The organism is Streptomyces sp. SM11, assembly GCF_002910905.1.
Lineage (GTDB): Bacteria > Actinomycetota > Actinomycetes > Streptomycetales > Streptomycetaceae > Streptomyces.
The window spans coordinates 22,950-47,458 of sequence record NZ_NEUE01000162.1; the positions used below are offsets into that span (position 1 = coordinate 22,950).

The following is a 24,509-nucleotide window of genomic DNA, read 5'->3' on the forward strand; positions in this document are numbered from 1 at the left end:
CTCCGGCCCCACGACCTCAGTGCCCGGAGGTCGCCTTCAGCCCGACCACGGCCACCAGCAGCAGACAGACGAAGAAGATCCGGGCGGCGGTCACCGGCTCGTTCAGCACGACCATGCCCAGGATCGCCGCACCGGCCGCGCCGATACCGACCCACACGCCGTACGCCGTACCGATCGGCAGCGTCTTCGCCGCATGCGACAGCAGCACCATGCTCGCCACGATCCCGAGGCCGGTGAACACGCTCGGCCACAGCCGCGTGAACCCCTCGGTGTACTTCATCCCGATCGACCAGCCCACTTCGAGCAGACCGGCAATGATCAACAGAACCCACGCCATGACTGGCACCTCCGACGACAACCACGTGAACAGAACGGGTGCGTCGTCTTTGCAGGCCCGGTACGGCGCGTCTCGTCGGGGTGGTCCCACCGTAGCAAAAAACGGGGAAAGGGCCTGGTGACACCGGTCACCAGGCCCTGAACAGCCATCGGTCCTACAGATACAGCCCGGTCGAATCCACCGAACCCTCGAACCGGTCGGCGGCCACCGCGTGCAGATCACGCTCCCGCATCAGGACGTACGCCACGCCACGCACCTCGACCTCGGCACGGTCCTCGGGGTCGTACAGCACCCGGTCACCGGGCTCCACCGTCCGCACGTTCTGCCCGACCGCGACGACGACGGCCCAGGCCAGGCGCCGGCCCACCGCGGCCGTCGCCGGGATCAGGATGCCGCCGCCGGAACGCCGCTCGCCCTCGGACGCGTCGTTCCGCACCAGCACCCGGTCGTGCAGCATCCGGATGGGCAGCTTGTCGTCGTCGGCGGAGCCGGTGGCGCCGCGATGGCCCTCGTGGGTGTTGTCGCTCACGCCCGCAACCTACCTGCCGGACCCGGGACCGTCCGCCTCCGGGTGCGGAACACCTCCGGACGCGGACCGGTCACCGCCCCGGTCACGTACGGCGGCGCCTGGACACGGTGAGCAGCCCCACCACGCCGACCACCAGCAACGCCGCGGGAATCACCCGCTCCAGCCGCGGAGAACCGTCCTCCGCGACGAACCGCGCCTTCACCTGCGACACCGAACGGTTCACCGCGACGAAAGCACGGCCGGCCGTCCGGTCCACGGACTCGGCCGCCTTCGCCTTGGCGTCCGTGATGATCGTCTTCGGGTGTACCCGCACCCCGATCTCGTCGAGCACCACAGCGAGCTGCTCGCGCCTGCTGATGATGTCCGCCTCGATCTGCGCAGGGGTCCTGGCATCCGACACTGCGCCGCCTCCGTGGTCGTCGTCCGGTAAACCTTCGTCTGGGCCTTCGTCGACAGTCTGTCAGCTCGAACCCCCGCGCACCCGGCGGCACCCCTATTACCCTCGGACCCGTCCGACCCGCGCACCACCCGAGGAGAACCACATGAGCGAGCGACTGAAGCCCGGCGACACCGCTCCCGCCTTCACCCTTCCCGCCGCCGACGGCAACGAGGTGTCGCTCGCGGACCACAAGGGCCGCAAGGTCATCGTGTACTTCTACCCGGCCGCTCTAACCCCCGGATGCACCAAGCAGGCCTGCGACTTCACGGACAACCTCGACCTCCTGGCGAGCGCCGGGTACGACGTCATCGGCGTCTCCCCCGACAAGCCGGAGAAGCTCGCGAAGTTCCGCGACACGGAGAACCTCAAGGTCACCCTGGTGGGCGACCCGGCCAAGGAAACTCTGGAGGCGTACGGCGCCTTCGGCGAGAAGAAGCTCTACGGCAAAGTGGTGACGGGCGTGATCCGTTCCACCGTCGTCGTCGACGAGGACGGCAAGGTCGAGCACGCGTTCTACAACGTGAAGGCGACCGGCCATGTAGCGAAGATCATCAGAGATCTGGGCATCTGACACCCACCCGGCGCCCGGGCTCCGGCCCCGGGCGCCCCCACACGATTCCGACCGGCGACCGGCCGGAGAACGTGTCAAGATCCTGTGAGGGAGATCGCATCGGCCCACGAAGTCGGTTTGCGACCGCCATGACTGCGCAGAAGCCTTTCCTGGATAGACACTCCGAGGAAAGGACCCAGCCATGGCGGCCCCCGACCCCCACCAGGCGGCCGACCCCGCAGCGGTCAAACGCCACCCCACGCTCTTCCGGGCCATCCGAAAACGGCGGAATCCCCGGCTGCGCCGGACGGACATCACGGTCACGGACGACGCCGCGGTCAAGCGGGCCGTGAAGGCCGCCTCGCTGGGTAACGCCATGGAGTGGTTCGACTTCGGGATCTACTCCTACCTGGCCGTGACGATCGGACAGGTGTTCTTCCCGTCCGGGAACGAAACCACCCAGCTCCTCTCCTCGTTCGCGACCTTCGCGGTGGCCTTCCTCGTACGGCCGCTCGGCGGCATGTTCTTCGGCCCGATGGGCGACAAGGTCGGCCGCAAGAAGGTCCTCGCGCTGACGATGATCCTGATGGCGGTCGGCACCTTCGCGATCGGCCTGATCCCCTCGCACGACACGATCGGCGTCTGGGCCGCGGTCCTGCTGATCTTCTTCCGGATGCTCCAGGGCTTCTCCACGGGCGGCGAGTACGGCGGCGCCTCGACGTTCATCGCCGAGTACGCCCCCGACAAGCGGCGCGGCTTCTTCGGCAGCTTCCTGGAGTTCGGCACCCTGGCCGGCTACGTCGGCGCGGCGGGCCTCGTAACGGCCCTGTACGCCCTCCTGACCGACGCGCAGATGGAAACCTGGGGGTGGAGGATCCCGTTCCTCGTCGCGGGCCCGCTCGGCCTGGTCGGCCTCTACCTGCGACTGCGCCTGGACGAGACCCCGGCCTTCCAGAAACTGGAGGGCGGCACCGCGCACGCGAGCGAGGCGGCGGACGGCGTCGAGTCCACGGCCAAGGGCGACCTCGCGAAGATCTTCCGGCAGCACTGGCGGACGCTGATCCTCTGCATCTGCCTGGTCGGGGCGTACAACATCACCGACTACATGCTGCTGTCGTACATGCCGACGTACCTCTCCGACGAGCTCGGCTACAGCGAGACGCACGGCCTGCTGATCCTGCTGGCGGTGATGCTGTTCCTGATGACGATCATCAGCCAGATCGGCAGGGCCTCCGACCACTTCGGCCGCAAGCCGCTGCTGATGACCGGGATGCTGGGCTTCCTCCTCCTCTCGCTCCCGGCGTTCCTCCTCATCCGGGTGGACGGCATCCTCCCGATCACGGTCGGCATGCTGCTGCTGGGCCTCTCCCTGGTCTGCATGCTCGGCACGATGTCGGCGGCGCTGCCGGCCCTGTTCCCGACGAACGTCCGCTACGGGTCCCTGTCGGTCGGCTACAACCTCTCCGCGTCGCTCTTCGGCGGCACGACCCCGCTGGTGATCACGGCCCTGATCAGCTGGACCGGCTCCAACCTGATGCCCGCGTACTACGCGATGGCGGCGGCCCTGGTCGGCGTGATCGCGGTCGCCTGCATGAAGGAGACCGCCCAGAAGCCGCTGATCGGCTCCCCGCCGTCGGTCGAGACGGAGGAGGAGGCGGCGGAACTGGTGCAGGCGCAGGCGCCGGAGCCGAAGTTCTGAGCCGCTCCCTTCAGGCTTGTGTGCCCCATCCGGATTTCGGACGTGACCATCCGATAAACGGTTCGTTACTCCGTACGAGGCTGCGAACGGGCGGCCGGAGACGGAGGGGGAACTGCATGGGGAACAGCCCGTACACGCGTGAGCGGCTGGCAGAGGCGGCCTTGTCGTCGCGGACACTCTCGGAGGCGCTGACGAAACTGGGGGTGGATCCGAAGAGTTCGACGCGGCGGTACCTGCTCGATCGCATGCGGAAACTCGGCGTGGACACTCGCCACTTCGAGAGAGAAGGCGTGCGCTGGACGGAGGAAGTGCTTCAGGCGGCGGTCGCGTCTTCGACCACCATGTGCGAAGTGCTGCGGCGCCTCGGGCTTGAGGTGGTCGGCGGCCAGCACACCCACATCAGCCGCCGCGTGAAGGCTCTGGGGATCGACACGTCGCACTTCTCGGCACCGGCGAGGACCGGCGCCGTACGTCGTCGGCGTCCGGAGGAACTGCTGGTCGACCAGAGTCAGAACCTCGCACGCCGCATACCCGGCGAGCAGCTCAAGCGGGCCATGATCGCGCTGGGCGCCACCGAACGGTGCGCCCTCTGCGGCACAGGGCGGACATGGCGGGACCGGCCGCTGCCACTTGAGGTCGATCACATCGACGGCAACTGGCGGAACAATCAACCACAGAACCTTCGGCTTCTCTGCCCCAACTGCCACTCGACGACCGACACGTATCGCGGCCGTGGCAAGGGGCGTCGCATCCCGGCCCGGGGTGAGGCCCGATGAGCCCCCGCAGTGGCTACACACGGGAGCGGCTGGCCGAGGCAGCCCGCCAGTGCGCCGACATCGAAGAGGTCATTGCCTTTCTGGGTACCCGCCCCTACGGCAGGCTCAGCCGCTACCTGTTCGCTCGCTTCAAGCATTTCGGGATCGACGTGTCCCACTTTTCACGGCGCGCCTACCGCAGAGCCGGAGATCGCCCCTCCACCGCAGAACTCGCAGAGGTCGTCGCCGCTGCCGTTTCCATCGCAGACACCCTCAGGCGACTGGGCCGGGCGGACACCACAAGCCAACGGCAGCACTTACGCACGTGGATCGCCGCAGACGGACTCACCACCTCGCACTTTCTGGGGCAAGGACACCAGCGAGGGCACGCCGGGCCCACCTCTCTCAGGACCGCTGAACAGATCCTGGTGAAACACGAGGGCAGACGCCGCACGAAAACGGCGCTGTTGCGCCGGGCGCTCCGGGAAGTCGGCCTCGCGGAGGAGTGCGCCGGGTGCGGAACCCCCGCTGTCTGGATGGGCAGACCCATGACGCTGGAGGTAGATCACATCAACGGTGACTGGAGCGACGACCGCAGGGAGAATCTCCAGCTCCTGTGCCCGAACTGCCATGCGGTGACCCGCACCTGGTGCAGAGGAGGCGGCGTCGCGAAGCCCTGAGACTCTCTCCCGCATACCCCCCACACTCCCATCGCAGAGGGCAGTAAGCTGAGATCTGCTGCGCGGCCGTGGCCAAACTGGTATCGGCGGGTGTTTTAGGGGCATCTGGGAGAAATCCTGTGTGGGTTCGAATCCCACCGGCCGCACGCCCACGAGAAAGGGCCGTCCCGATCGGGACGGCCCTTTCTCCACTCCTCACCCCACCAACTCCCCCACCACCGGCACCAACGCCCGGAACGCCTTCCCCCGGTGGCTGATCGCGTTCTTCTCCGCCGGGGTCAGCTCCGCGCACGTGCGGGTCTCCCCCTCCGGCTGGAGGATCGGGTCGTAGCCGAAGCCGTTCGTACCGGACGGGGTGTGGCGCAGGGTGCCTTTCAGGTGGCCCTCGACCACGCGTTCCGTGCCGTCGGGGAGGGCCAGGGCCGCGGCGCAGGCGAAGTGGGCGCCGCGGTGTTCGTCGGCGATGTCGCCGAGCTGGGCCAGGAGCAGGTTCAGGTTGGCCTGGTCGTCGCCGTGGGTGCCGGACCAGCGGGCCGAGAGGATGCCGGGGGCGCCGCCGAGGACGTCCACGCAGAGGCCGGAGTCGTCGGCGACGGCGGGGAGGCCGGTGGCGCGGGCCAGGGCGTGGGCCTTGAGGAGCGCGTTCTCGGCGAAGGTGACGCCGGTTTCCCTGACGTCGGGGATGTCGGGGTACGCGTCCGCGCCGACGAGGTCGAGGTCGAGTCCCGCGTCGGCGAGGATGGCGTGGAGTTCGGTGATTTTCCCGGCGTTGCGGGTAGCGAGGATCAGGCGCTTCATGGGGCGATTATCGCCGCAGGGGTGTCGGGCGGGGTGGGCCGGTCGCGCCTCCGGCTCACCCCGCGCCCGCGTACTACGGGCTGCAGACCTTGCCGATCTCCGTCGCCGCGTCCGTCACCGGGGTGATGTCGGGGGTGGCGTCGCCGCCCTCGATGGACCTGCGGACGCTGGTGACGCCGGCCTGGAGGTCGTCGACGGCCTTGGAGAGGTCGGCGTCGTCCGTGGTGTCGTCGAGCTTCTTCAGCTCGCGGTCGATCTCGTCCAGCGACTCGGAGGCCTGGGTGACGTCCTCGGAGGCGTTGGAGACCGCCTGCTGGAGGTTGCCGACGCTGGTGGCGATGGCGTCGGCGGTGCGGACGCAGTCGAGCGCCTTGTCGAGGCCGGCGCAGCCCACGGCCGTGGTCAGCGTCAGCAGGGTGGCGGCGGTGGCGAGTGCGAGGCGTTGGTGGCGGCGCGAAGCCATGGTGCGGTCCCTCCCCGGGGGTCGATACGTGGACGGACGCACGGTTCGACCCGTGCGTCCGTATCCGTAACGACGCTGTGTGGTGCGTATTTGGTTGCTTCTTTACCCGGGGAGGGTGGGTCGCTAAGCGTCCTGGGTGCTGGCGAGTGCGTCGAGCTGGAGTGCGGCGAGGTCGACGCAGCCGGCGGTGGCGAGGTCGAGGAGGGCGCCGAGTTCCTTGCGGTCGAAGGGTGCGCCCTCGGCGGTGCCCTGGACCTCGACGAAGCGGCCGTCGCCGGTGCAGACGACGTTCATGTCGGTCTCGGCGCGGACGTCCTCCTCGTAGCAGAGGTCGAGGAGCGGGGTGCCGTCGACGATGCCGACGCTGATGGCGGCGACGGTGTCGGTGAGCGGCTTGCGGCCGGCCTTGACGATCTTCTTGCCCTGGGCCCAGGTGACGGCGTCGGCGAGGGCGACGTAGGCGCCGGTGATGGCGGCGGTACGGGTGCCGCCGTCGGCCTGGAGGACGTCGCAGTCCAGGACGATGGTGTTCTCGCCGAGTGCCTTGTAGTCGATGACGGCGCGCAGGGAGCGGCCGATCAGGCGGCTGATCTCGTGGGTGCGTCCGCCGATCTTGCCGCGGACGGCTTCGCGGTCGCCGCGGGTGTTGGTGGAGCGGGGCAGCATGGAGTACTCGGCGGTGACCCAGCCTTCGCCGCTGCCCTTGCGCCAGCGCGGGACGCCTTCGGTGACGGAGGCGGTGCAGAAGACTTTGGTGTCGCCGAAGGAGATGAGGACTGAGCCCTCGGCGTGCTTGCTCCAGCCGCGTTCGATGGTGACGGGGCGGAGCTGTTCGGGGGTGCGGCCGTCGATGCGAGACATGGGTCCGACCTTATCCGCTGGCGGGGGTGGCTCCGTTCGGGTGCGGTGGGCGCCGTGGTGGGCCGCGTACCCGGAGCCGTCCGGGCACGGCACGGCCCCGTCCACCGGTGGACGGGGCCGTGCCGTGTCCGGCGTGGGGTCAGCCGGTCACATCATGTCTTCGATGTCGGCGGCGATGGGGTCCGCGTCGGTGCCGATGACGACCTGGATCGCGGTGCCCATCTTGACGACGCCGTGGGCGCCGGCGGCCTTGAGGGCGGCTTCGTCGACCTTGCTGGCGTCGTGGACCTCGGTGCGAAGGCGGGTGATGCAGCCTTCGATCTCGTCGATGTTGTCGATACCGCCGAGCCCGGCGACGATCTTCTCAGCCTTGGTGGCCATGTCCTTCTCCCTGGTTTCGCGCGCAGACGGCCGCCCGCTGCGGGTCCGTTTCGTCACGGTAACGCACGGTTGGCCCAACTTCACGGGCAGGCAACCGGACAATCCCGAAAGATGACGATCACCGGCGCCCTGCCTTCGGGACGGACCCCGGACCGTGACGCAACTGGTCTACACCAGTTTGCAACGACCGCCAAACGTGAAGTGTTCCGGGAGGACGCCCATGAGTTCGAGCGCCGCTGCGGCACCGCAGCAAAAATGGTGGAACGGACCGGTCCAGGGCCTGCAGAAGGTCGGGCGGAGTCTTCAGCTCCCGGTGGCCGTCCTTCCCGCCGCCGGTCTGCTCGTCAGCCTCGGCAACCTGTTCAGTTCCTACCTCGACGGCGCGTTCTGGGACAAGACCTCCAAGGTACTGCTCAACGGCGGCACCGCGATCCTCGACGGCCAACTCGGTCTGCCGCTGCTGTTCTGTATCGGGGTCGCGATCGGTTTCGCGAAGAAGGCGGACGGCTCCACCGCGCTGGCGGCCGTGGTGGGCTTCCTGGTCTACCGCGGCGTACTGACCGCCTTCCCGATGGACGGCACCGTGACGGAGGAGACGCCGGACGGGGAACCGCAGAACCCCGGCGTCCTCGGCGGCATCCTCATCGGCCTGCTGACCGCCGTGGTCTGGCAGCGGTTCCACCGGACCAAGCTGGTGGACTGGCTCGGCTTCTTCAACGGCCGGCGCCTGGTGCCGATCCTGATGGCGTTCCTCTGCGTGATCCTCGGCGTCCTGTTCGGGCTGCTGTGGCAGCCGGTGGGTGACGGACTGACCTGGTTCTCCAAGCAGCTGATCGATCTCGGCTCGTGGGGCGCGGCGATCTTCGGTTTCGCAAACCGGCTGCTGATCCCGATCGGCATGCATCAGTTCCTGAACACGTTCTTCTGGTTCCAGGCGGGTGAGTTCACCGGGGCCGACGGCGCGACCGTCCAGGGGGACATCTCCCGGTTCTTCGCCGAGGACCCGACGGCCGGCCAGTTCACCTCGGGCTTCTTCCCGATCATGATGTTCGGGCTGCCCGCCGCGGCCCTGGCCATCACCCACACCGCGCGGCCCGAGCGCCGCAAGGAAGTGGCGGGCCTGATGGTCTCGGTGGCACTGACCTCGTTCGTCACCGGTGTGACCGAGCCGATCGAGTTCTCGTTCATGTTCGTCGCACCGCTGCTGTACGGCGTGCACGCGGTGCTCACCGGGGCCTCGATGGGCATCACCTGGCTGCTCGGAGTGCATGCGGGATTCAGCTTCTCGGCCGGGTTGATCGACTACGTCGTCAACTGGCATCTGGATACGAAACCCTGGCTGATCATCCCGATCGGCGCGTGCTTCGCGGTGATCTACTACGTGGTCTTCCGCTTCGCGATCACCAAGTTCGACCTCAAGACACCGGGGCGTGAACCGGAGGAGATCGAGAAGGAGATCGAGAAGGACCTCACCAAGTAGCGGGGAGCAGCAGGACGGCGGGGCTTCCGGGCCCGCCGCACCGGGCTCGCGCAAGGCCCTCGGACCATCGGTCCGGGGGCCTTCAGCATGTCACCGAACGTGCCGGATCTGCTACTGCGAATAAGTAGGGAATTGCAGGTTCCTTATCTAACCCTCACCGTGCTAAAACTGGTCTACACCACTGAGTGGTCCAGACCACGGCTGTCTGCCGCCGTCTGCCGAGTCGCCGCCTCCCCGCATCCACCATCTGGGCGGCACCGTGTCCCATGGAGGAAGTTGATGACCACGGCTGAGACCGCACCCGCGGCCAAGAAGAAGGGCGCCGGCGTGATGGCCGTCATGCAACGCATCGGCCGCAGCCTCATGCTGCCGGTCGCCGTGCTGCCGGCCGCCGCACTCCTGGTCCGCCTCGGCAACGGCGACATGCTGGGCCGCGACTCGTTCCCGACCTTCATCACGAAGCTGGCCGGCTACATGGCCGCGGGCGGTGGCGCCATCCTCGACAACATGGCGCTGCTGTTCGCCGTCGGTATCGCCATCGGCTTCGCGAAGAAGTCGGACGGCTCGACGGCCCTGGCCGCCGTCACCGGCTACCTCGTCTTCCAGAAGGTGCTCGCCACCTTCACGGACGGCAACCTGCCCAAGGTCGCCACCGTGGTCGACGACAAGATCGTGATGGTCGACGCCCCCGTCAACGCCGGTGTCCTCGGCGGTGTCGTCATGGGCATAGTCGTGGCCCTGCTGTACCAGAAGTTCTACCGGACGAAGCTGCCCGACTGGGCCGGCTTCTTCAGCGGCCGCCGCCTGGTCCCGATCCTCTCCGCCTTCGCGGGTCTGGTCATCGGTATCGTCTTCGGTCTGATCTGGCCGGTCCTCGGCGCCGGTCTGCACAACTTCGGCGAGTGGCTGGTCGGCTCCGGCGCGGTCGGCGCGGGCATCTTCGGTGTCGCCAACCGTGCGCTGATCCCGGTCGGCATGCACCACCTGCTGAACTCCTTCCCGTGGTTCCAGGCCGGCGAGTACGACGGCGCCCACGGTGACATCGCCCGCTTCCTGGCCGGTGACCCGAACGCCGGACAGTTCATGACCGGCTTCTTCCCGATCATGATGTTCGCCCTCCCGGCGGCCTGCCTCGCGATCGTCCACTGTGCCCGCCCGGAGCGCCGCAAGGTCGTCGGCGGCATGATGTTCTCCCTCGCGCTCACCTCGTTCGTCACCGGTGTGACCGAGCCGATCGAGTTCACGTTCATGTTCATCGCCCCGGTGCTGTACGCGATCCACGCGGTGCTGACCGGTGTGTCGATGGCTCTGACCTGGGCGCTCGGCATGAAGGACGGCTTCGGCTTCTCGGCCGGCCTGGTCGACTTCCTGCTGAACCTCGGCATCGCGTCGAAGCCCTGGATGCTGGTCCTGGTCGGCCTCTGCTTCGCGGTGATCTACTACGTGGTCTTCCGCTTCGCGATCACCAAGTTCAACCTCCCGACCCCGGGCCGGGAGTCGGACGAGGAGCTCGCCGAGCTGCAGAAGGCCGAGGCGAAGTAAGGCCCCCCATTGCCGGTGGGTCCAAGCCTCCGCCACGCCCGTACGACGCGGCCCCCGTTTCCCGAAGATGTCTTTCGGGGGCGGGGGCTTCGTCGTACCTGCCGCAGGTCGCGTCACACCTGGCGTACGGATACGGGTACGGGCAGGCGGTAGATCTGGCGGGAACCGCCCCCTCCGGTCGACCTGGGACGCCAGTGCCAGGAAGCCGTCGAGATCGCCCTGCCGGGCGGGTCTGATCGTGATCATCCCGGGAGTCTCGCAGCGCGGGCCACGGCTCGGCGGCCTGCTCTCAGAACTCGTACACCGCTCCCGGGGCGGCCAGTTCGACCGGACCCGGGTAGACCGCACGGGCGTCGGCGGCGTTGCGGTCGGCGTCGGTCCACGGCGGGATGTGGGTGAGGACGAGCCGGCGCGCTCCGGCGCGGGCCGCCGCCTCGCCGGCCTCTCGGCCGTTGAGGTGCAGGTCGGGGATGTCTTCCTTGCCGTCGACGAACGACGCCTCGCAGAGGAACAGGTCCGCGTCCCGGGCGAGGTCCTCCAGCGCATCGCAGGTCCCCGTGTCGCCGGAGTAGGCGAGGGCGGAGCCGCCGTGCTCCACCCGGATGCCGAAGGTGTCGACGGGGTGGCGGAGCTTCGCCGTACGGACCGAGAAGGGGCCGATCTCGAAGGCTCCCGACGAGAGGGTGTGGAAGTCGAAGACCTCGCTCATCGCCCGGTCGGAGGGGGTGTCGCCGTGGGCGGCGGTCAGCCGCTGCTCGGTGCCCCCGGGGCCGTAGACCGGGAGGGGGACGGGGCGGGCGCCGTCGTGCCGGTAGTAGCGCACGACGAAATACGCGCACATGTCGATGCAGTGGTCGGCGTGCAGATGGCTGAGGAAGATCGCGTCGAGGTCGTAGAGACCGACGTGGCGCTGCAGCTCGCCGAGGGCGCCGTTGCCCATGTCGAGGAGCAGCCGGAAGCCGTCGGCCTCTACGAGGTAGCTCGAGCATGCCGAACCCGTGGACGGGAACGAGCCGGAGCAGCCGACGACGGTGAGCTTCATGGAGCGTGAACCTCCGAGACGTGGGAACGGGGAGGGTTCGTGCGATTCCGCCGGAGCTTCGTACGGTTCCTGCGGGACGGGTTCTGCGGTTTGTCGAGCGTAAGGCGCGAAACTCCGCGTCGCTCCTCCGCTGCCCTCCGTTGTGGGGGAACTCACCTGCTCTGTCACCGGTTCGATGGAAGCGCGCCCACCGGTACGGTCGGTGGATGGACACGTTCTGGTGGGTGGCGCTGGTCGCCGTGGTTCTGCTCGCGCTCGTCGCCGCGGTGGTGGACGGGCGGGGGCGCTCGGACCGCGGGCCCCGCTCGCGGCGGCCCCGGCAGCCGGTGGGGTCGTCCCGGCCGCCGTCCCGCCCGTCTCGCCCGTCGCGGCCTTCGGGCCCGGAAGGGCCTGGGGACGGGCGTACGCCGCGGGCGGGTGAGGTGTGGTGGGCCGATGTGCCGTACGAGGACGGGCCCGGGTCGAAGGACCGGCCGTGTCTGGTGATCTCGGTACGGGGGCGGGGCCGGGGGCGCACGGCGCTCGTCGCCAAGATCACCAGCAAGCATCACGAGGAGCGGCCCGGGGTGATCGCGCTGCCCCCGGGGACGGTGGGGGATCAGCGGGGGCGGCAGAGTTTCCTGGAGACGGATGAGCTGCGGGAGGTGCGGGTCGCCGGGTTCCGGCGGCGGGTGGGGGCGGTGGATCCGGGGGTTTGGGAGCGGGTGCGGGGGTTGGGGGCGGGGTGAGGGCGGGGCCCTTTCGGGGCGCTGCCCCGGGCCCCGCTCCTCAAGCGCCGGACCGGCTGGGTTGCCCGGACCGGGCTTGAGCGTGCGCCCGGCCAGGCTGGAAAGGATGTCCTCGAACGCCGGACTGGCTGGGCAAGCTCACGCCCAGAGCTGGCCCTGAAGCGTTTCGATCGCCGCTTCCGTGGTCTCCGCCGTGTAGACGCCCGTCGACAGGTACTTCCAGCCGCCGTCCGCGACGACGAAGACGATGTCGGCGCTCTCCCCCGCCTTGACCGCCTTGTTGCCCACGCCTATCGCCGCGTGGAGCGCGGCGCCGGTGGAGACGCCGGCGAAGATGCCCTCCTGCTGGAGGAGTTCGCGGGTGCGGGTGACCGCGTCGGCGGAGCCCACGGAGAAGCGGGTGGTGAGGACCGAGGCGTCGTAGAGCTCGGGGACGAAGCCCTCGTCGAGGTTGCGGAGGCCGTAGACGAGGTCGTCGTAGCGCGGTTCGGCGGCGACGATCCGGATGCCGGGGCGGTTCTCGCGGAGGTAGCGGCCGACGCCCATGAGGGTGCCGGTGGTGCCGAGGCCCGCCACGAAGTGGGTGATGGACGGGAGGTCGGTGAGGATCTCGGGTCCGGTGGTGGCGTAGTGGGCGCCCGCGTTGTCCGGGTTGCCGTACTGGTAGAGCATCACCCAGTCCGGGTGCTCGGCCGACAGCTCCTTCGCGACGCGGACGGCGGTGTTGGAGCCGCCTGCGGCCGGGGAGGAGATGATCTCGGCTCCCCACATGGCGAGCAGGTCGCGCCGTTCCTGGGAGGTGTTCTCCGGCATGACGCAGACGATGCGGTAGCCCTTGAGCTTGGCCGCCATGGCGAGCGAGATGCCGGTGTTGCCGCTGGTGGGCTCCAGGATGGTGCAGCCGGGTGTCAGCCGGCCGTCCTTCTCGGCCTGTTCGACCATGTGGAGCGCCGGGCGGTCCTTGATCGAGCCGGTGGGGTTGCGGTCCTCCAGCTTGGCCCAGATACGGACGTCCTCGGACGGGGACAGTCGCGGGAGGCGGACGAGGGGGGTGTTCCCCACGGCCGCCAGCGGGGAGTCGTACCGCATCAGCGCATGCCGCCGGCGACGGCCGGGAGGATCGTGACGTTGTCGCCGTCGCTGAGCTTGGTGCTGATGCCGTCGAGGAAGCGGACGTCCTCGTCGTTGAGGTAGACGTTCACGAAGCGGCGGAGCTGTTCGCCGTTCGCGCCGTCGACGAGTCGCTCGCGGATGCCGGTGTGGCGGCTCTCCAGGTCGGCGAAGAGGTCGGCGACGGTGGCCCCGTTGCCTTCGACGGCCTTCGCGCCGTCGGTGTAGGTGCGGAGGATGGTCGGGATGCGGACCTCGATGGCCATGGCGTGGGCTCCTGTCGAATGCGGAGAGGTGGCGTGGGGCGCGCGTTTCTGCCCCCGCGCAGGGGGTGGTGGGTGTGGGTGGGCGCGCGGACCGCGGCTCAGGCCGGGCGGCTCACGGGCAGGCTGCGGGCGGGACAGATCGCGCTGGCGAGCCTGCACAGGTCGACGTGCAGCCGCGCGACGAGCAGCGTGCCCGGCGTCTTGTTGCTCACGTCATGGGGAACCATGCGGGCATCGTATCGATTCCCTGTGCGGAAACCCGAGGGGCATCCCACATTCTGGATGGTGAGCGATCGCTATGTGGACAGCGCGGGACGCGTGAGCCCTTCCGGCAGGTAGACGACCGTGGGTGCGCCGGTCTTCGGATGGGTACTGACTTCGGCGGCGACGCCGTACACCTCGCCCAGCAGTTCGGCCGTGAGGACCTCTTCCGGGGTGCCGGAGGCGACGACGCGGCCGTCCTTGAGGACGTAGAGGCGGTCGCAGTAGTACGCGGCGAGGTTGAGGTCGTGCAGGGCGAGGAGGTTGGTGGTGCCGAGGTCGCGGACCAGGGAGAGGATCTCCAGCTGGTAGCGGATGTCCAGGTGGTTGGTCGGCTCGTCCAGGACGACGAGCGAGGGCTGCTGGACCAGGGCACGGGCGACCAGGGCGCGCTGGCGTTCGCCGCCGGAGAGGGAGGCGAACGTACGGGGTTCGAGCGCGGCGATGCCGACCCGGGAGAGGGCGTCGGCGACCAGGGCGGTGTCGGCGGCGGTGTCGGGTTCCCAGAACCGCTTGTGCGGGGCGCGGCCCATCGCGACGACCTGGCCGACGGTGAGCTCGAAACCGGCGTGGCCGTCCTGCGGAACGGTGGCGATGCGCTGGGCGCGGGCCTTCACGGGGAGGGTGGCGAGGTCGTCGCCGTCGAGGAGGACACGGCCGTGGGTGGGGCGCAGGGTGCCGTAGACGCAGCGCAGGAGGGTGGTCTTGCCGCTGCCGTTGGGGCCGACGAGGCCGACGGTCTCACCGTCGGCGGCGGTGAGATCGACGGCGTCGACGAGGTGGCGGCCCTCGCCGATGCCGTACGAGAGGCCCTCGGTGCGCAGGGTGGTCACGGGCGGGCCCTCTCGGGGAAGGGTGCGGTCGTCATGCGGGGGCTCCTTCGGGCCTGCGGCGCAGCATCCAGAGGAAGAAAGGGCCGCCGGTCAGGGCCGTGAGGACGCCGACGGGGATGTCCTGCGGGGCGGCGAGTGTCCGGGCTGCCAGGTCGGCGAGGACCAGGAACACCGCGCCGCCGAGGGCGACGACCGGGAGCAGCGCGCGGTGCGCGGCGCCGACGGCCATCCGGGCCATGTGCGGGACCATCAGGCCGACGAAGCCGATCGCCCCGCTGTACGCGACGAGCGCCCCGGTCATGAGGGAGGCGAGGACGAAGACGGCGGCCCGGAAGCGGGCGGTGTCGAGGCCGAGGACGGTGGCGCCCTCCTCCCCCACCAGGAGCAGGTCGAGCGGCCGGGCCAGGGTGAGGAGGACGGCGGTGCCGATGACCAGGGTGACCGTGGGGAGGGCGAGCATGTCCCAGCGGGCCGCGCCGAGGCCGCCGAGGGTCCAGTAGAGGACTTCCTGGAGGTGGTCGGCGCGGGCGGAGGTGACCAGGATCAGGCTGGTGAGGGCGGAGAGGATGTAGGAGACGGCGATCCCGGCGAGGACGAGCCGGCCGGTGGTGAGGCCGCCCCCGCCGCGCGCCAGGGAGTAGACGAGCAGCAGCGAGAGCAGCGCGCCGGCGAAGGCGGCGGCGGGGATCGTGACGGTGGTGGCGAGGGTGGCTCCGATGCCGAGGACGATCACGAGGACCGCGCCGGTGGAGGCTCCGGAGGAGACGCCGAGGAGGAACGGGTCGGCGAGCTGGTTGCGTACGAGGGCCTGGAGGACGGTGCCGATGACGGCGAGTCCGGCGCCGACGACGATGCCGAGCAGCACGCGGGGCAGCCGGACGTCCAGGACGATCGTGCGGAAGGGGCTCGCGTCCGCCCGCCCGGTCAGGATGTCGAGGACCTGGCCGGGCGGGATGCGGACGGAGCCGAGGGCGAGGGCTGCGAGCACGGCGGCGGCGAGGAGCGCGGCGAGGACGCCGAGCACCAGGGTGTAGCGGAGCGGCCGCCGCGGTGCGGGGGTGCGGCAGGTCACGGGGTGGTGGCCGCCGGGTGGAGCTGGGCCGCGAGCTTGTCGACGGCGGCGGGGACGCGGACGCCGAGGACCGCGTCGGAGAGCGGCATGACCGCGAAGCGCTTGTTCTTGATGGCGGGGACGTCGGCGAGGGCCGGGTCGGTGAGGAGGCGCTTCTTCTTCTGTTCGACGGTGGTGGAGCCGTAGTCGTAGATCACGATGGCTTCGGGCCCCCGGGCGACGACGTTCTCCCAGGAGGCGTCGCCGAAGGGCTTGTCGAGGTCGGCGAAGACGTTGGTGCCGCCGGCCCGCTCGATCAGTTCGTTGCCGATGCCCTCGCCGCCCGCGGTGAAGGCGGTCTTGTCGCCGCTGTCGTAGACGAAGACGGAGACGGGCTTCAGGCCGGCGAGCTTCTTCGCGGTGGCGGCGTTGTCGGCCTTGGCCTGCTTGATCCAGGCCTCGGCGCGGTCGGGGACGCCGAAGGTGCGGCCGACCGCGCGGACCTCCTCGTAGAGGGTGTCCATGGGCTGGTCGCCCTCGGTGCAGCTCTCGGCGTTGAGCCGGGTCTCGATGCCGGACTTCTTCAGCGCTTCGCGGCTGCGGCCGTCGCCGGCGGCGAAGGCGCTGCTGTAGCCGCCGTAGACGAAGTCGGGGTCGGTGGCGAGGACCTGCTCGTAGGAGGGGTACTCCTTGGCGATGACCGGGACGGAGGCGTAGTCCTTCGCGTACTTCGGCAGGACCTGGTCGTCGAGGTAGGCGGTGCCGACGAGGGACTTCGCCAGGCCCAGTTCCAGCATGATCTCGGTGACGTGCTGGTTCATGGTGACCACGCGCTTCGGCGGGGCCTGGTACGTGGTGGTGACACCGCAGTTCTTGACGGTGTAGGGGAATCCCTCGTTCTTCGCCGCGGCCTTGTCCCCGGTGGCGGCGTCGCCGTCCGGTGGGGTGGAGCAGGCGGTGAGGGCGAGCGGGAGCAGCACGGCGGCGGCTATGAGCGCGGGGGTGCGCCGGGACATGGCGGGGCCTCTCCGGGGGATTTCCGCGTCCCCTGGTCGATGCGGGAAGGCAGCGGGCCAGTTCCTGGCTTCCGGGCCGCCCTCCGGTGCGGGTTCGTCCGTCGAGGAGTCGTCCGCGTGGGAGGGGGCCCGGTCACAGTGGCGGGACCGTGCCGGATTCGCACCGGCTTCCTGGTTCCCGCTGCCTTGATCGGTTCTGGGGGCAGTGTGCCAGACCCGTGCGGGGGTCCTGCGGGGCGGCCGGACGCTGCTGCTCAGTACGCCTGGACGACCTGCACGTCTTCCTCGGTGATCACGCCGTCCACGATGTGGTACGAGCGGAACTGGAAGGGGCCCGCGCCGTCGGTGTCGGCGGTGGAGACGAGGACGTAGTGGGCGCCGGGTTCGTTGGCGTAGGTGATGTCGGTGCGGGAGGGGTAGGCCTCGGTCGCCGTGTGCGAGTGGTAGACGATCACGGGCTCCTCGTCGCGGTCGTCCATCTCGCGGTAGAGCTTGAGGAGGTCGGCGGAGTCGAACTCGTAGAACGTGGGCGAGCGGGCGGCGTTGAGCATCGGGATGAAGCGCTCGGGGCGGTCCGTCCCGGCCGGGCCCGCGACCACTCCGCACGCCTCGTCTGGGTGGTCGGCGCGGGAGTGGGCGACGATCTGGTCGTAGAGCGTCTGGGTGATGGTCAGCATGGCGCCAGGATAAGACCGACCGGTGACGGGGAGGGCGGCAGATGTGCGTGCCCGGCCCCGCGACGCCGCACCCCCCATTGCCGGTCGGTCTGCGGCAGGCGGCCCCCTGCCGGTGGGTGGTACGCGGGGAGCCGCCCGCGGATCCGAGCGTCCCTTGAGCGAACGGATGGCGCTCGATCCGGCGCAGGCGGGGAGACGGCCCGCTCCCGGTGCGGTTACGGCATCAGCGTCTCGACGAGCGTTTCCTGGAGCGCGCCGAGCCAGAGGTAGGCCATCACCATGGGCTTGCGCGGATCGGCGTCGGGGAGCCGGTAGAGCGAGCCCTCCTCGCCCTCGTCCTCGTCGGAGACCTCCAGCCGGGTGCCGATGGTCAGGCGCAGGTCGTTGAGGGAGCGGAGCCAGCTGCGGCACTCGTCGCCGGTGAGGGTGAGGACGGCGCCGCCGTCCCCGGCGGGCGCGAGCGCGTCCAGGGTACGGACGACGGTGACGGCGTCCTCGCGCTTGCCGGAGCGCAGGTCGTTCTCGGTGAAGCGGCGGAACTCGGCGGACAGCTCGCGCAGCTCGTCCTCCGGCTTTCCGCCCTCGGCGGGCCGGTCGGGGCCGCCGTAGGCGTCGGGGAAGAGCCGGGCGAGCGCCGGGTCGGAGGGCGGCTTGCTGGGGCCCTCGGCGAAGAGGGCGGCGAGCGGGTCCTCGCCGTCGGCGGGCTGGTCGCCGGGGCCGATCAGTTCGAGCAGCTGGACGACGAGGGAGCGCAGGATGGAGATCTCGACCTCGTCGAGCGCGACGGCAGCGCCGCCGCCTGGGGTGGCCTCGAAGTGGCCGGCCATGGATTCTCCGATGGTGGGTCGAACGGGGCGGGGGCGGTACGGCGGGGGAGCCGCCCGGGCGGTTCTAGTTGCGGTCCTGGGTGAGGGTGGCCCACAGCCCGTAGCCGTGCATGGCCTGGACGTCGCGCTCCATCTCCTCGCGGCTCCCGCTGGAGACGACGGCGCGGCCCTTCTGGTGCACGTCCATCATGAGCTTGTGGGCCTTGTCCTTCGGGTAGCCGAAGTAGGCCTGGAAGACATAGGTCACGTAGCTCATGAGATTGACCGGGTCATTGTGGACGAGCGTCACCCACGGGACGTCCGGCTCGGGGACCGCGAAGGTCTCCTCGGCCGAATCGGGACGTTCGATCTCTACGGGGGTAGCAACGCTCACCCGTCCCATGCTGCCACCCGGGCGGGCCCGGCGCACAAACGGACCCCACATCTCGTCACTTTGACGAATAGGGGGTAGCATCTCGGCCATGAACTCAGCGGACCTCGGGCGACGGGTCGGCGTTCCGTCGACGGCGCTCTTCACCGACCAGTACGAGCTGACCATGGTGCAGGCGGCCCTCAAGGCCGGCACCGCCGACCGGCGCTCGGTCTTCGAGGCGTTCACCCGCCGGCTGCCCGAGGGGCGGCGCTACGGAGTCGTCGCGGGCACCGGGCGGGTGCTGGACGCGGTGGAGAACTTCCACTTCGACGACGAGATGATCGGCTTCCTGCGCCAGCAGGACATCGTGGACGAGCCGACCCTCGAATGGCTGGCCGACTACCGCTTCAGCGGTGACATCTGGGGCTATCCGGAGGGCGAGGTCTACTTCCCGGGCTCCCCGATCCTGCGGGTGGAGGGGTCCTTCGCCGAGTGCGTGCTGCTGGAGACGGTGATCCTCTCCATCCTCAACCACGACTCCGCCATCGCCGCCGCCGCCTCGCGGATGTCGGCCGCCGCCGGGGGCCGCAGGCTGATCGAGATGGGCGCGCGCCGCACCCACGAGCTCTCCGCGGTCGCCTCGGCCCGCGCCGCGTACGTCGGCGGCTTCGACGCCACCTCCGACCTGGCGGCCGGCTTCCGCTGGGCGATCCCCACCGTCGGCACCAGCGCGCACTCCTTCACCCTGCTGCACGACTGCGAGCGCGACGCGTTCCGGGCGCAGGTGGACTCGCTGGGCCGGGGCACGACACTGCTGGTCGACACGTACGACGTGACCGAGGCGGTCCGGGCGGCCGTCGACATCGCGGGTCCCGAGCTCGGCGCCGTACGGATCGACTCCGGGGACCTGCTCCTGGTCGCGCACCGGGTGCGGCAGCAGCTGGACGAGCTGGGGGCGACGGGCACGAAGATCGTGGTGACCTCGGACCTGGACGAGTACGCCATCGCCTCGCTGGCCGCCGCGCCGGTGGACGCGTACGGGGTCGGCACCCAGCTGGTCACCGGGAGCGGGCACCCCTCCTGCTCGATGGTCTACAAGCTGGTGGCCCGCGCCGGCACGGCGGAGCCGGACGCTCCGCTGGTACCGGTGGCCAAGAAGTCGCTCGGCGCGAAGTCGTCGAAGGGCGGTCGCAAGTGGGCCGCCCGCCGGACCGACGAGCACGGGGTCGCCGAGGCCGAGGTGATCGGCACCGGCCCCGCGCCCGCGGAGCCGGCAGGCCGGCCGCTGCTGGTGGAGCTGGTGCGGGGCGGCGAGGTGGTCGCCCGCGAGCCGCTGGAGGCCGCCCGGGAGCGGCACGTGGCCGCGCGCGCGGGGCTGCCGATGTCGGCGTTCCAGCTGTCGCGGGGCGAGCCGGTGATCCCGACCGAGTACGCCTGAGAGCGGCCGGGGCGGCCCGGCGGCGGCCGCCCCGGGATCCGGACCGGCCGGGTCCGCAACCGGGGGTTTCGGCGGACGGGCTTGATTGTGGCGGTCCAGTGCCTAGGCTCGAACCCGCGGACACACCCGGGCACCCCCGGCATCCCCCTTCCGCTCCGGCCCCCACCCCGCTCCGCGCTCCGCGCTCCCGCTCCAATCCCGCTCCATCCGCTCCCGCCCCCACCGAAGGACACCCGCCATGCACCGCGCATTGATCGTCGTGGACGTCCAGAACGACTTCTGCGAGGGCGGCAGCCTCGCGGTGGCGGGCGGTGCCGATGTCGCCGCCGCCATCACCGACCTGATCGGCGACGCCCAGCCCGGCTACCGCCATGTCGTGGCCACCCGCGACCACCACATCGACCCGGGCGACCACTTCTCGCCCAACCCGGACTTCGAGCACTCCTGGCCGGTGCACTGCGTCGCCGGTACGGAGGGCGTCGGCTTCCACCCGAACTTCGCGCCCGCCGTCGCCTCCGGCGCGATCGACTCGGTGTTCGACAAGGGGGCGTACTCCGCCGCTTACAGCGGGTTCGAGGGCTCCGACGAGAACGGCACCGGCCTCGCCCGGTGGCTGCGCGACCGCGAGGTCACCGAGGTCGACGTGGTCGGCATCGCCACCGACCACTGTGTACGGGCCACCGCGCTGGACGCGGCCCGTGAGGGCTTCGTCACGCACGTACTGCTCGACCTGACCGCGGGGGTGTCCGGGGCGACCACGGAACGGGCCCTGGCGGAGCTGCGTACGGCGGGCGTGAAGCTCTCCGGAACGCCGGTCGTCGCGCCGTGACCCCACCGGATCCGGACACCCCCTAAGCGGCCGGGCGGGCCGGGCCGGCGTACCCGGCGGAGCCCAGCAGGGCCCTGATCGGGTGCCACAGCTCCTGGCACGACTGGGGTGCGAGGCCCGACAGGCCGGCCGGTTCCGCCTGCGGGGCGGCCCGCCACAGCAGACCGTCCGGATGGTGCAGCACCGCCGTGATCTCGTCCGGCGTGGGCGGCCGGTCGTTGCCGCGCAGGTAGACCGCGCGCAGCCCCAGGTTGCGCAGCCTGGTCAGGGCGCGCGCCCGGTTCGCCGCGTGCACCAGAACCCGTACCGGGGCTCCGGGCCCGGCTCCCGTGCCGCCGCGGGGACCTGTTCCGTCGGCCGGTCTGGTCAGGGTCAGGGCGACCACCACCGTGCCGTTCGGCAACCTGCAGAAACCTCCGCCTGCCATGCTCCGCGCTCCCCCGTGAGACGTCGTGTCAATAAGGATGTGGACAAGACGCACCTAAACACGATCGGCCGCCGCCCGCTAGGGGGCGGCGGCCGATCATGGTTTTACCTGCGGTTTTACTTGATCAGCGGCCCGAGGGGCTGACCAGTACCCTCATCGTCGAGCCGTTGCGGGGCTCGTGCAGGATGGAGATGCGGGTGTTCGTGTCAGAAACCTTGACACTGCCCGTGGGGTTCTCCTTGTACCAGTAGGTGCCCCTGCGGTCGTCGAAGACCGGCTTGCCCAGCGCGGGCTTGATCCGGAGCGGAACGTCCGCGTTGTGCAGCGTGAAGCCCTTGTTCGGGTACCAGCTGAACGGCGCGTCGAACGGCTGGATCTTGTTGCGCAGGAGCGAGCCGTCCTTCCACTTGAGCGGCTTGGCGTGCGCGTCGATCGGCAGGATCAGACCCTGGCCCGGGTGGACGGAGGTGTTGTTGTCCTTCTGGGAGGTGTCCCAGAGCCAGATCAGCAGACCCGTCTGGTACGCGTAGTGCTCGACCCAGTCCGGACGGGTGCCGGAGAAGCCGAAGTTGTACGGGCCGACCTTCAGGGTCTTGTCGTACGACACGTACTGGCGGTTCTCCGCGATGTAGTACTGCGGGTAGTCCTGGGTGAAGGACTCGCCGACCCGCGAGAAGCCCTTCGCGGTCCAGCCGTTGTCGTCGCCCTCGGCGTTGTCCGAGAAGAGCGTGGCGCCGTCGGCCGTGATGGTGATCTCGTCGGCCGTGAAGCCCTTGCCACTCACGCCGCCGTCCGTCTGGTAGCGGAAGCGGAGGTCGATCTTCTTGCCCGCGTAGGCGTCCAGGGAGAAGGAGAGCTCCTTGTGGTCGCCCGAGACGTCGGTCAGGGCGGGCTTGTCACTGGCGTCGCGCGGGAGGGCCTTGCCGTCGGCGGTGCCGTCGAGCGCGGTCCAGCTGCTGCCGCCGTTGTCGGACACCTCGGTGTAGAGGTAGTCGTAGTCGGCCTCGATGTCGTACCAGCCCGAAAGGTCCAGCGTGGCCTTGGACTTGCCGGTCAGGTCCACCGAGCGGGTCAGGGTGTTCGACAGGTCGTCGCCCATGTCGCTCCACCACTGCTTCGCACCCTCGGCGGGCTTGACGACGGTGGTGGTGACGGCCTTCTCCGGCAGCTCGACGACGAGCGCCTGCGGGTTCTTGGTGTTGTACGCCGAGACACCCAGCTTGTGCAGCGAGGTCTTGCCCGCCTTGGCCGTGTCGTAGTCGAGCCAGCCCAGCTGGAGCTTGTCCCACGAGGTCATGTCGCCCGGCAGGTTGCCGATCTCACCCTCGCCGGTGCCGAGCCAGGAGCCCGCCGACATCAGGGACCAGAAGCCGACGGAGTTCTCGCCGCCGCCGGAGGTGTCGTACAGGTCCGGCAGACCGAGGTCGTGGGCGTACTCGTGGGCGAAGACGCCCAGTCCGCCGTTCTCGGGCTGGACGGTGTAGTCGCCGACCCAGATGCCCGTGTCGCCGATCTGGGCGCCACCGGCCTTGTTGTCCGAGGGGCCGGTCGCACCGGCGTCGGTGCCGTACGCGTACCAGCGGTGCGCCCAGATGGCGTTGGTGCCCTCGGCGCCGCCGCCGGCCGACTCGTCCTCGCCGGCGTGCACCAGCTGGAAGTGGTCGATGTAGCCGTCGGGCTCGTTGAAGTTGCCGTCGCCGTCGAAGTCGTAGCGGTCCCACTGGTCGTACTCGGCCAGGTTCGCCTTGATCTCGGCGTCGGTGCGGCCCTTGGCCTGCTGGTCGGCGACCCAGGCGTTCACGCCGTCGCGCACCGCGTCCCACACGTTGGCGCAGTTGGACTGGCCGCAGTAGTTGGAGCCGTAACGGGCCTCGTTGTAGGGGACCTTCACCCAGTCGGAGACCTCACCCTCGACCGAGTAGCGGCCCGAGGAGGTCTTCTCGTAGTAGGTCTTGAGCGAGTTGACGCCCTTGCCCTCGCCGAAGTAGAGCTCCTGGAAGTGCTTCCGGTTGTAGTCGTCCTGCCAGGCGGTGCTGTTGTCCTTCTCCGGGTCCGGCTCGGCGATCTCGTTGTGCGCCGGACCGGGGGCGCCGCCGTACTTCTTGACCGGCGGCTTGGGGCCGTCGCCGTCCGGGTCGAACATCGTGGTGTCGTCGACCTGGTCGCCGAACTCCAGCAGGATGGTGAAGATCTTGTCGGTCTTCTCCCGGCCGAGCTCCACGTACTTCTTGTTGTCGAGCTTGACGACCTTGGAGCCGCCCCGGTTCGCCACCTTCTTGTCCCCGGACAGCACCTCCTCCAGCGCGGCCTCGCGCTGGGCGGCCTGCCGCTCGCTGAAGGGGCCCTCCAGGTTGTGCTCCACATGCCCCTTGGCCGGCGCCGGGTCACGGCGGTCGACGGTGGAGACACCGGAACCTGATGTGTTGTCATGCGCCTGAGCCGTGGCGAAGGTCGACGCCGTCGCGGCGGTCGCAGCCATGGCCACGACAACAGCGGCGGTCCGAAGTGCCTGTCTCTGATTGGTCACTTGATGCAGTCCTCCCCGGGCGTCCGCGCAGCGGCCAGGGGGGTGAGTAGTGGGCCGTGCGCGTGAACGCGTCACAAGTGACGACATTCGATCGGAGTTATGAGAGAAAAGACAGACCTTGACTTGAACAGACCAAGTGCACTATGCGGAGCGTTCTTCCGGTATGCGGACGGTATGTGGAGCGCATAGGAACGGTAAAAGAACGCAGGCGACCCGGACCAGGCCGCCTGCGCGCTTCAACAGGCGCGCCCACCTGTCCGGTTGATGAGAGACGTGACTCCGTGCGCCCCCTGTGCACCGGTACCGTGGGTTAGGTCACGCTTACTGCCGGTCCGGGTCGGGCATCCACCGTCGTAGGGTCGTTCGGCGCCATCAACCGTGCCGACCGCCCCGCCCACCCGACGTCCCGAGGACGGAAACCGCCATGCCGCGTCCGACTGCCGCACAGTTCGCCTACGGTTCGGCCACCGTCGTCGCAGCGACGCTCGCCCTGCTGCTGCTGTTCCGCACGGAGTCCGGCATCGGCGTGGCCGCCGTCGGCACGGCCGCGCTGGCCCTCGGCCTGCTGGTCGCCGTACGGCTGCCCGGCCCCCGCCACCGCGCGGCGGAGG

At 69.9% G+C, this 24,509-nt stretch carries 28 protein-coding genes, 1 tRNA gene, 1 pseudogene and 2 riboswitches; of the genes and pseudogenes, 11 read left to right on the top strand and 19 right to left on the bottom strand.

Annotated elements, in window-relative coordinates; all coding sequences use genetic code 11:
- Window positions 1-16: 16 nt before the first annotated feature.
- From B9S58_RS14370 to B9S58_RS14380, 3 genes are all read right to left on the bottom strand, one after another.
- Window positions 17-337 (bottom strand): multidrug efflux SMR transporter, encoded by a 321-nt coding sequence (locus tag B9S58_RS14370; RefSeq protein WP_018488630.1) that lies wholly within the window; start codon window positions 335-337, stop codon window positions 17-19.
- A 37-nt stretch (window positions 338-374) separates the two neighbouring features.
- Window positions 375-433, bottom strand: a riboswitch (guanidine-III (ykkC-III) riboswitch).
- Window positions 434-491: 58 nt separating this feature from the next.
- Window positions 492-866 carry a co-chaperone GroES gene (locus B9S58_RS14375; RefSeq protein ID WP_007450657.1) on the bottom strand — a complete coding sequence of 125 codons (375 nt, stop codon included), beginning with the start codon at window positions 864-866 and terminating at the stop codon, window positions 492-494.
- An 82-nt stretch (window positions 867-948) separates the two neighbouring features.
- Window positions 949-1,266, bottom strand: coding sequence for a DUF3618 domain-containing protein (locus B9S58_RS14380; RefSeq protein WP_103532498.1), 318 nt, complete (start codon window positions 1,264-1,266; stop codon window positions 949-951).
- 142 nt (window positions 1,267-1,408) lie between these two features.
- Here B9S58_RS14380 and bcp point away from each other — a divergent pair, with 142 nt between their 5' ends.
- The 5 genes from bcp to B9S58_RS14405 all read left to right on the top strand — a co-directional run bounded on the left by bcp (window position 1,409) and on the right by B9S58_RS14405 (window position 5,135).
- Window positions 1,409-1,876, top strand: coding sequence for a thioredoxin-dependent thiol peroxidase (bcp, locus tag B9S58_RS14385; protein WP_103532499.1), 468 nt, complete (start codon window positions 1,409-1,411; stop codon window positions 1,874-1,876).
- A gap of 181 nt (window positions 1,877-2,057) precedes the next feature.
- Window positions 2,058-3,554: a glycine betaine/L-proline transporter ProP gene (gene proP, locus B9S58_RS14390; protein WP_103532500.1), complete on the top strand. Its 1,497-nt coding sequence runs from the start codon at window positions 2,058-2,060 to the stop codon at window positions 3,552-3,554.
- Between the two features lie 116 nt (window positions 3,555-3,670).
- Complete coding sequence (locus B9S58_RS14395) at window positions 3,671-4,330, top strand: HNH endonuclease signature motif containing protein (RefSeq protein ID WP_103532501.1); 660 nt, start codon at window positions 3,671-3,673, stop codon at window positions 4,328-4,330.
- Window positions 4,327-4,989 (top strand): HNH endonuclease, encoded by a 663-nt coding sequence (locus B9S58_RS14400; RefSeq protein WP_103532502.1) that lies wholly within the window; start codon window positions 4,327-4,329, stop codon window positions 4,987-4,989. Before B9S58_RS14395 ends, B9S58_RS14400 begins: the two co-directional genes overlap by 4 nt.
- Window positions 4,990-5,051: 62 nt before the next feature.
- Window positions 5,052-5,135, top strand: a tRNA-Leu gene (locus B9S58_RS14405).
- A 49-nt stretch (window positions 5,136-5,184) separates the two neighbouring features.
- Here the strand turns inward: B9S58_RS14405 and rdgB are convergent.
- The 4 genes from rdgB to B9S58_RS14425 all read right to left on the bottom strand — a co-directional run bounded on the left by rdgB (window position 5,185) and on the right by B9S58_RS14425 (window position 7,549).
- Window positions 5,185-5,787 carry an RdgB/HAM1 family non-canonical purine NTP pyrophosphatase gene (rdgB, locus tag B9S58_RS14410; protein ID WP_103532503.1) on the bottom strand — a complete coding sequence of 201 codons (603 nt, stop codon included), beginning with the start codon at window positions 5,785-5,787 and terminating at the stop codon, window positions 5,185-5,187.
- Window positions 5,788-5,860: 73 nt separating this feature from the next.
- The gene (locus B9S58_RS14415) at window positions 5,861-6,250 is read right to left on the bottom strand and encodes a hypothetical protein (RefSeq protein ID WP_103532504.1); all 390 of its coding nucleotides are present in this window, start codon (window positions 6,248-6,250) and stop codon (window positions 5,861-5,863) included.
- Between the two features lie 123 nt (window positions 6,251-6,373).
- Complete coding sequence (gene rph, locus B9S58_RS14420; RefSeq protein WP_103532505.1) at window positions 6,374-7,111, bottom strand: ribonuclease PH; 738 nt, start codon at window positions 7,109-7,111, stop codon at window positions 6,374-6,376.
- A gap of 147 nt (window positions 7,112-7,258) precedes the next feature.
- Window positions 7,259-7,549, bottom strand: coding sequence for a PTS glucose/sucrose transporter subunit IIB (locus tag B9S58_RS14425; RefSeq protein ID WP_258044502.1), 291 nt, complete (start codon window positions 7,547-7,549; stop codon window positions 7,259-7,261).
- Between the two features lie 163 nt (window positions 7,550-7,712).
- On the opposite strand from B9S58_RS14425, the gene B9S58_RS14430 reads away from it, so the two are divergent.
- Both B9S58_RS14430 and B9S58_RS14435 read left to right on the top strand, forming a co-directional pair.
- Window positions 7,713-8,972, top strand: coding sequence for a PTS transporter subunit EIIC (locus B9S58_RS14430; protein WP_103532507.1), 1,260 nt, complete (start codon window positions 7,713-7,715; stop codon window positions 8,970-8,972).
- A 279-nt stretch (window positions 8,973-9,251) separates the two neighbouring features.
- On the top strand, window positions 9,252-10,514 hold the full coding sequence (locus tag B9S58_RS14435; protein WP_103532508.1) for a PTS transporter subunit EIIC: 1,263 nt from the start codon (window positions 9,252-9,254) through the stop codon (window positions 10,512-10,514).
- Between the two features lie 289 nt (window positions 10,515-10,803).
- On the opposite strand, the gene B9S58_RS14440 is transcribed toward B9S58_RS14435, so the two are convergent.
- Window positions 10,804-11,556: an MBL fold metallo-hydrolase gene (locus B9S58_RS14440; RefSeq protein ID WP_103532509.1), complete on the bottom strand. Its 753-nt coding sequence runs from the start codon at window positions 11,554-11,556 to the stop codon at window positions 10,804-10,806.
- A gap of 206 nt (window positions 11,557-11,762) precedes the next feature.
- Between B9S58_RS14440 and B9S58_RS14445 the strand changes: the two genes are divergently transcribed.
- Entirely contained in the window at window positions 11,763-12,284 is a 522-nt protein-coding gene (locus B9S58_RS14445; protein WP_103532510.1) for a type II toxin-antitoxin system PemK/MazF family toxin, read from the top strand.
- Between the two features lie 138 nt (window positions 12,285-12,422).
- Here the strand turns inward: B9S58_RS14445 and B9S58_RS14450 are convergent, their stop codons facing one another.
- From B9S58_RS14450 to clpS, 9 genes are all read right to left on the bottom strand, one after another.
- The gene (locus tag B9S58_RS14450) at window positions 12,423-13,373 is read right to left on the bottom strand and encodes a PLP-dependent cysteine synthase family protein (RefSeq protein ID WP_097870012.1); all 951 of its coding nucleotides are present in this window, start codon (window positions 13,371-13,373) and stop codon (window positions 12,423-12,425) included.
- Window positions 13,373-13,660, bottom strand: a complete 288-nt coding sequence (locus B9S58_RS14455) for a MoaD/ThiS family protein (RefSeq protein WP_103532511.1) — start codon at window positions 13,658-13,660, stop codon at window positions 13,373-13,375. Before B9S58_RS14455 ends, B9S58_RS14450 begins: the two co-directional genes overlap by 1 nt.
- A gap of 98 nt (window positions 13,661-13,758) precedes the next feature.
- Window positions 13,759-13,887, bottom strand: coding sequence for a putative leader peptide (locus B9S58_RS39070; protein ID WP_018958487.1), 129 nt, complete (start codon window positions 13,885-13,887; stop codon window positions 13,759-13,761).
- Between the two features lie 69 nt (window positions 13,888-13,956).
- The gene (locus B9S58_RS14465; RefSeq protein ID WP_103532513.1) at window positions 13,957-14,754 is read right to left on the bottom strand and encodes an ABC transporter ATP-binding protein; all 798 of its coding nucleotides are present in this window, start codon (window positions 14,752-14,754) and stop codon (window positions 13,957-13,959) included.
- Window positions 14,755-14,785: 31 nt separating this feature from the next.
- Window positions 14,786-15,826 (bottom strand): iron ABC transporter permease, encoded by a 1,041-nt coding sequence (locus tag B9S58_RS14470; protein ID WP_103532514.1) that lies wholly within the window; start codon window positions 15,824-15,826, stop codon window positions 14,786-14,788.
- Entirely contained in the window at window positions 15,823-16,821 is a 999-nt protein-coding gene (locus B9S58_RS14475) for an ABC transporter substrate-binding protein (protein ID WP_103532515.1), read from the bottom strand. Before B9S58_RS14475 ends, B9S58_RS14470 begins: the two co-directional genes overlap by 4 nt.
- A 58-nt stretch (window positions 16,822-16,879) precedes the next feature.
- Window positions 16,880-16,998: riboswitch (cobalamin riboswitch) on the bottom strand.
- A gap of 77 nt (window positions 16,999-17,075) precedes the next feature.
- Entirely contained in the window at window positions 17,076-17,498 is a 423-nt protein-coding gene (locus B9S58_RS14480; protein ID WP_103532516.1) for a Mov34/MPN/PAD-1 family protein, read from the bottom strand.
- Between the two features lie 215 nt (window positions 17,499-17,713).
- The gene (locus tag B9S58_RS14485; protein WP_103532517.1) at window positions 17,714-18,325 is read right to left on the bottom strand and encodes a DUF2017 domain-containing protein; all 612 of its coding nucleotides are present in this window, start codon (window positions 18,323-18,325) and stop codon (window positions 17,714-17,716) included.
- A 64-nt stretch (window positions 18,326-18,389) separates the two neighbouring features.
- The gene (clpS, locus tag B9S58_RS14490; RefSeq protein ID WP_103532518.1) at window positions 18,390-18,707 is read right to left on the bottom strand and encodes an ATP-dependent Clp protease adapter ClpS; all 318 of its coding nucleotides are present in this window, start codon (window positions 18,705-18,707) and stop codon (window positions 18,390-18,392) included.
- A gap of 79 nt (window positions 18,708-18,786) precedes the next feature.
- Between clpS and B9S58_RS14495 the strand changes: the two genes are divergently transcribed.
- Entirely contained in the window at window positions 18,787-20,115 is a 1,329-nt protein-coding gene (locus B9S58_RS14495) for a nicotinate phosphoribosyltransferase (RefSeq protein ID WP_103532519.1), read from the top strand.
- A 238-nt stretch (window positions 20,116-20,353) separates the two neighbouring features.
- Window positions 20,354-20,944 (top strand): isochorismatase family protein, encoded by a 591-nt coding sequence (locus tag B9S58_RS14500; protein ID WP_103532520.1) that lies wholly within the window; start codon window positions 20,354-20,356, stop codon window positions 20,942-20,944.
- A gap of 22 nt (window positions 20,945-20,966) precedes the next feature.
- Here B9S58_RS14500 and B9S58_RS14505 read toward each other — a convergent pair whose 3' ends face one another.
- Both B9S58_RS14505 and B9S58_RS14510 read right to left on the bottom strand, forming a co-directional pair.
- Window positions 20,967-21,371: a hypothetical protein gene (locus B9S58_RS14505; RefSeq protein ID WP_103532521.1), complete on the bottom strand. Its 405-nt coding sequence runs from the start codon at window positions 21,369-21,371 to the stop codon at window positions 20,967-20,969.
- 124 nt (window positions 21,372-21,495) lie between these two features.
- A complete protein-coding gene (locus B9S58_RS14510) occupies window positions 21,496-23,898 on the bottom strand; it encodes an immune inhibitor A domain-containing protein (protein ID WP_103532522.1) in 2,403 nt (800 codons plus the stop codon).
- Between the two features lie 424 nt (window positions 23,899-24,322).
- On the opposite strand from B9S58_RS14510, the pseudogene B9S58_RS14515 reads away from it, so the two are divergent.
- Window positions 24,323-24,509 (top strand): annotated as a pseudogene (locus B9S58_RS14515) (hypothetical protein); the annotation flags it as partial.

Coding starts and splice junctions, on each gene's coding strand:
- B9S58_RS14485 (WP_103532517.1), bottom strand. CDS start 18,325: ATGGCCGGCCACTTCGAGGCCACCCCAGGCGGCGGCGCTGCCGTCGCG.
- B9S58_RS14435 (WP_103532508.1), top strand. CDS start 9,252: ATGACCACGGCTGAGACCGCACCCGCGGCCAAGAAGAAGGGCGCCGGC.
- B9S58_RS14495 (WP_103532519.1), top strand. CDS start 18,787: ATGAACTCAGCGGACCTCGGGCGACGGGTCGGCGTTCCGTCGACGGCG.
- proP (WP_103532500.1), top strand. CDS start 2,058: ATGGCGGCCCCCGACCCCCACCAGGCGGCCGACCCCGCAGCGGTCAAA.
- B9S58_RS14430 (WP_103532507.1), top strand. CDS start 7,713: ATGAGTTCGAGCGCCGCTGCGGCACCGCAGCAAAAATGGTGGAACGGA.
- B9S58_RS14415 (WP_103532504.1), bottom strand. CDS start 6,250: ATGGCTTCGCGCCGCCACCAACGCCTCGCACTCGCCACCGCCGCCACC.
- clpS (WP_103532518.1), bottom strand. CDS start 18,707: ATGGGACGGGTGAGCGTTGCTACCCCCGTAGAGATCGAACGTCCCGAT.
- B9S58_RS14455 (WP_103532511.1), bottom strand. CDS start 13,660: ATGGCCATCGAGGTCCGCATCCCGACCATCCTCCGCACCTACACCGAC.
- B9S58_RS14400 (WP_103532502.1), top strand. CDS start 4,327: ATGAGCCCCCGCAGTGGCTACACACGGGAGCGGCTGGCCGAGGCAGCC.
- rph (WP_103532505.1), bottom strand. CDS start 7,111: ATGTCTCGCATCGACGGCCGCACCCCCGAACAGCTCCGCCCCGTCACC.
- rdgB (WP_103532503.1), bottom strand. CDS start 5,787: ATGAAGCGCCTGATCCTCGCTACCCGCAACGCCGGGAAAATCACCGAA.
- B9S58_RS39070 (WP_018958487.1), bottom strand. CDS start 13,887: ATGGTTCCCCATGACGTGAGCAACAAGACGCCGGGCACGCTGCTCGTC.
- B9S58_RS14370 (WP_018488630.1), bottom strand. CDS start 337: ATGGCGTGGGTTCTGTTGATCATTGCCGGTCTGCTCGAAGTGGGCTGG.
- B9S58_RS14480 (WP_103532516.1), bottom strand. CDS start 17,498: ATGCTGACCATCACCCAGACGCTCTACGACCAGATCGTCGCCCACTCC.
- B9S58_RS14505 (WP_103532521.1), bottom strand. CDS start 21,371: ATGGCAGGCGGAGGTTTCTGCAGGTTGCCGAACGGCACGGTGGTGGTC.
- B9S58_RS14440 (WP_103532509.1), bottom strand. CDS start 11,556: ATGAAGCTCACCGTCGTCGGCTGCTCCGGCTCGTTCCCGTCCACGGGT.
- B9S58_RS14445 (WP_103532510.1), top strand. CDS start 11,763: ATGGACACGTTCTGGTGGGTGGCGCTGGTCGCCGTGGTTCTGCTCGCG.
- B9S58_RS14450 (WP_097870012.1), bottom strand. CDS start 13,373: ATGCGGTACGACTCCCCGCTGGCGGCCGTGGGGAACACCCCCCTCGTC.
- B9S58_RS14395 (WP_103532501.1), top strand. CDS start 3,671: ATGGGGAACAGCCCGTACACGCGTGAGCGGCTGGCAGAGGCGGCCTTG.
- B9S58_RS14500 (WP_103532520.1), top strand. CDS start 20,354: ATGCACCGCGCATTGATCGTCGTGGACGTCCAGAACGACTTCTGCGAG.
- B9S58_RS14475 (WP_103532515.1), bottom strand. CDS start 16,821: ATGTCCCGGCGCACCCCCGCGCTCATAGCCGCCGCCGTGCTGCTCCCG.
- bcp (WP_103532499.1), top strand. CDS start 1,409: ATGAGCGAGCGACTGAAGCCCGGCGACACCGCTCCCGCCTTCACCCTT.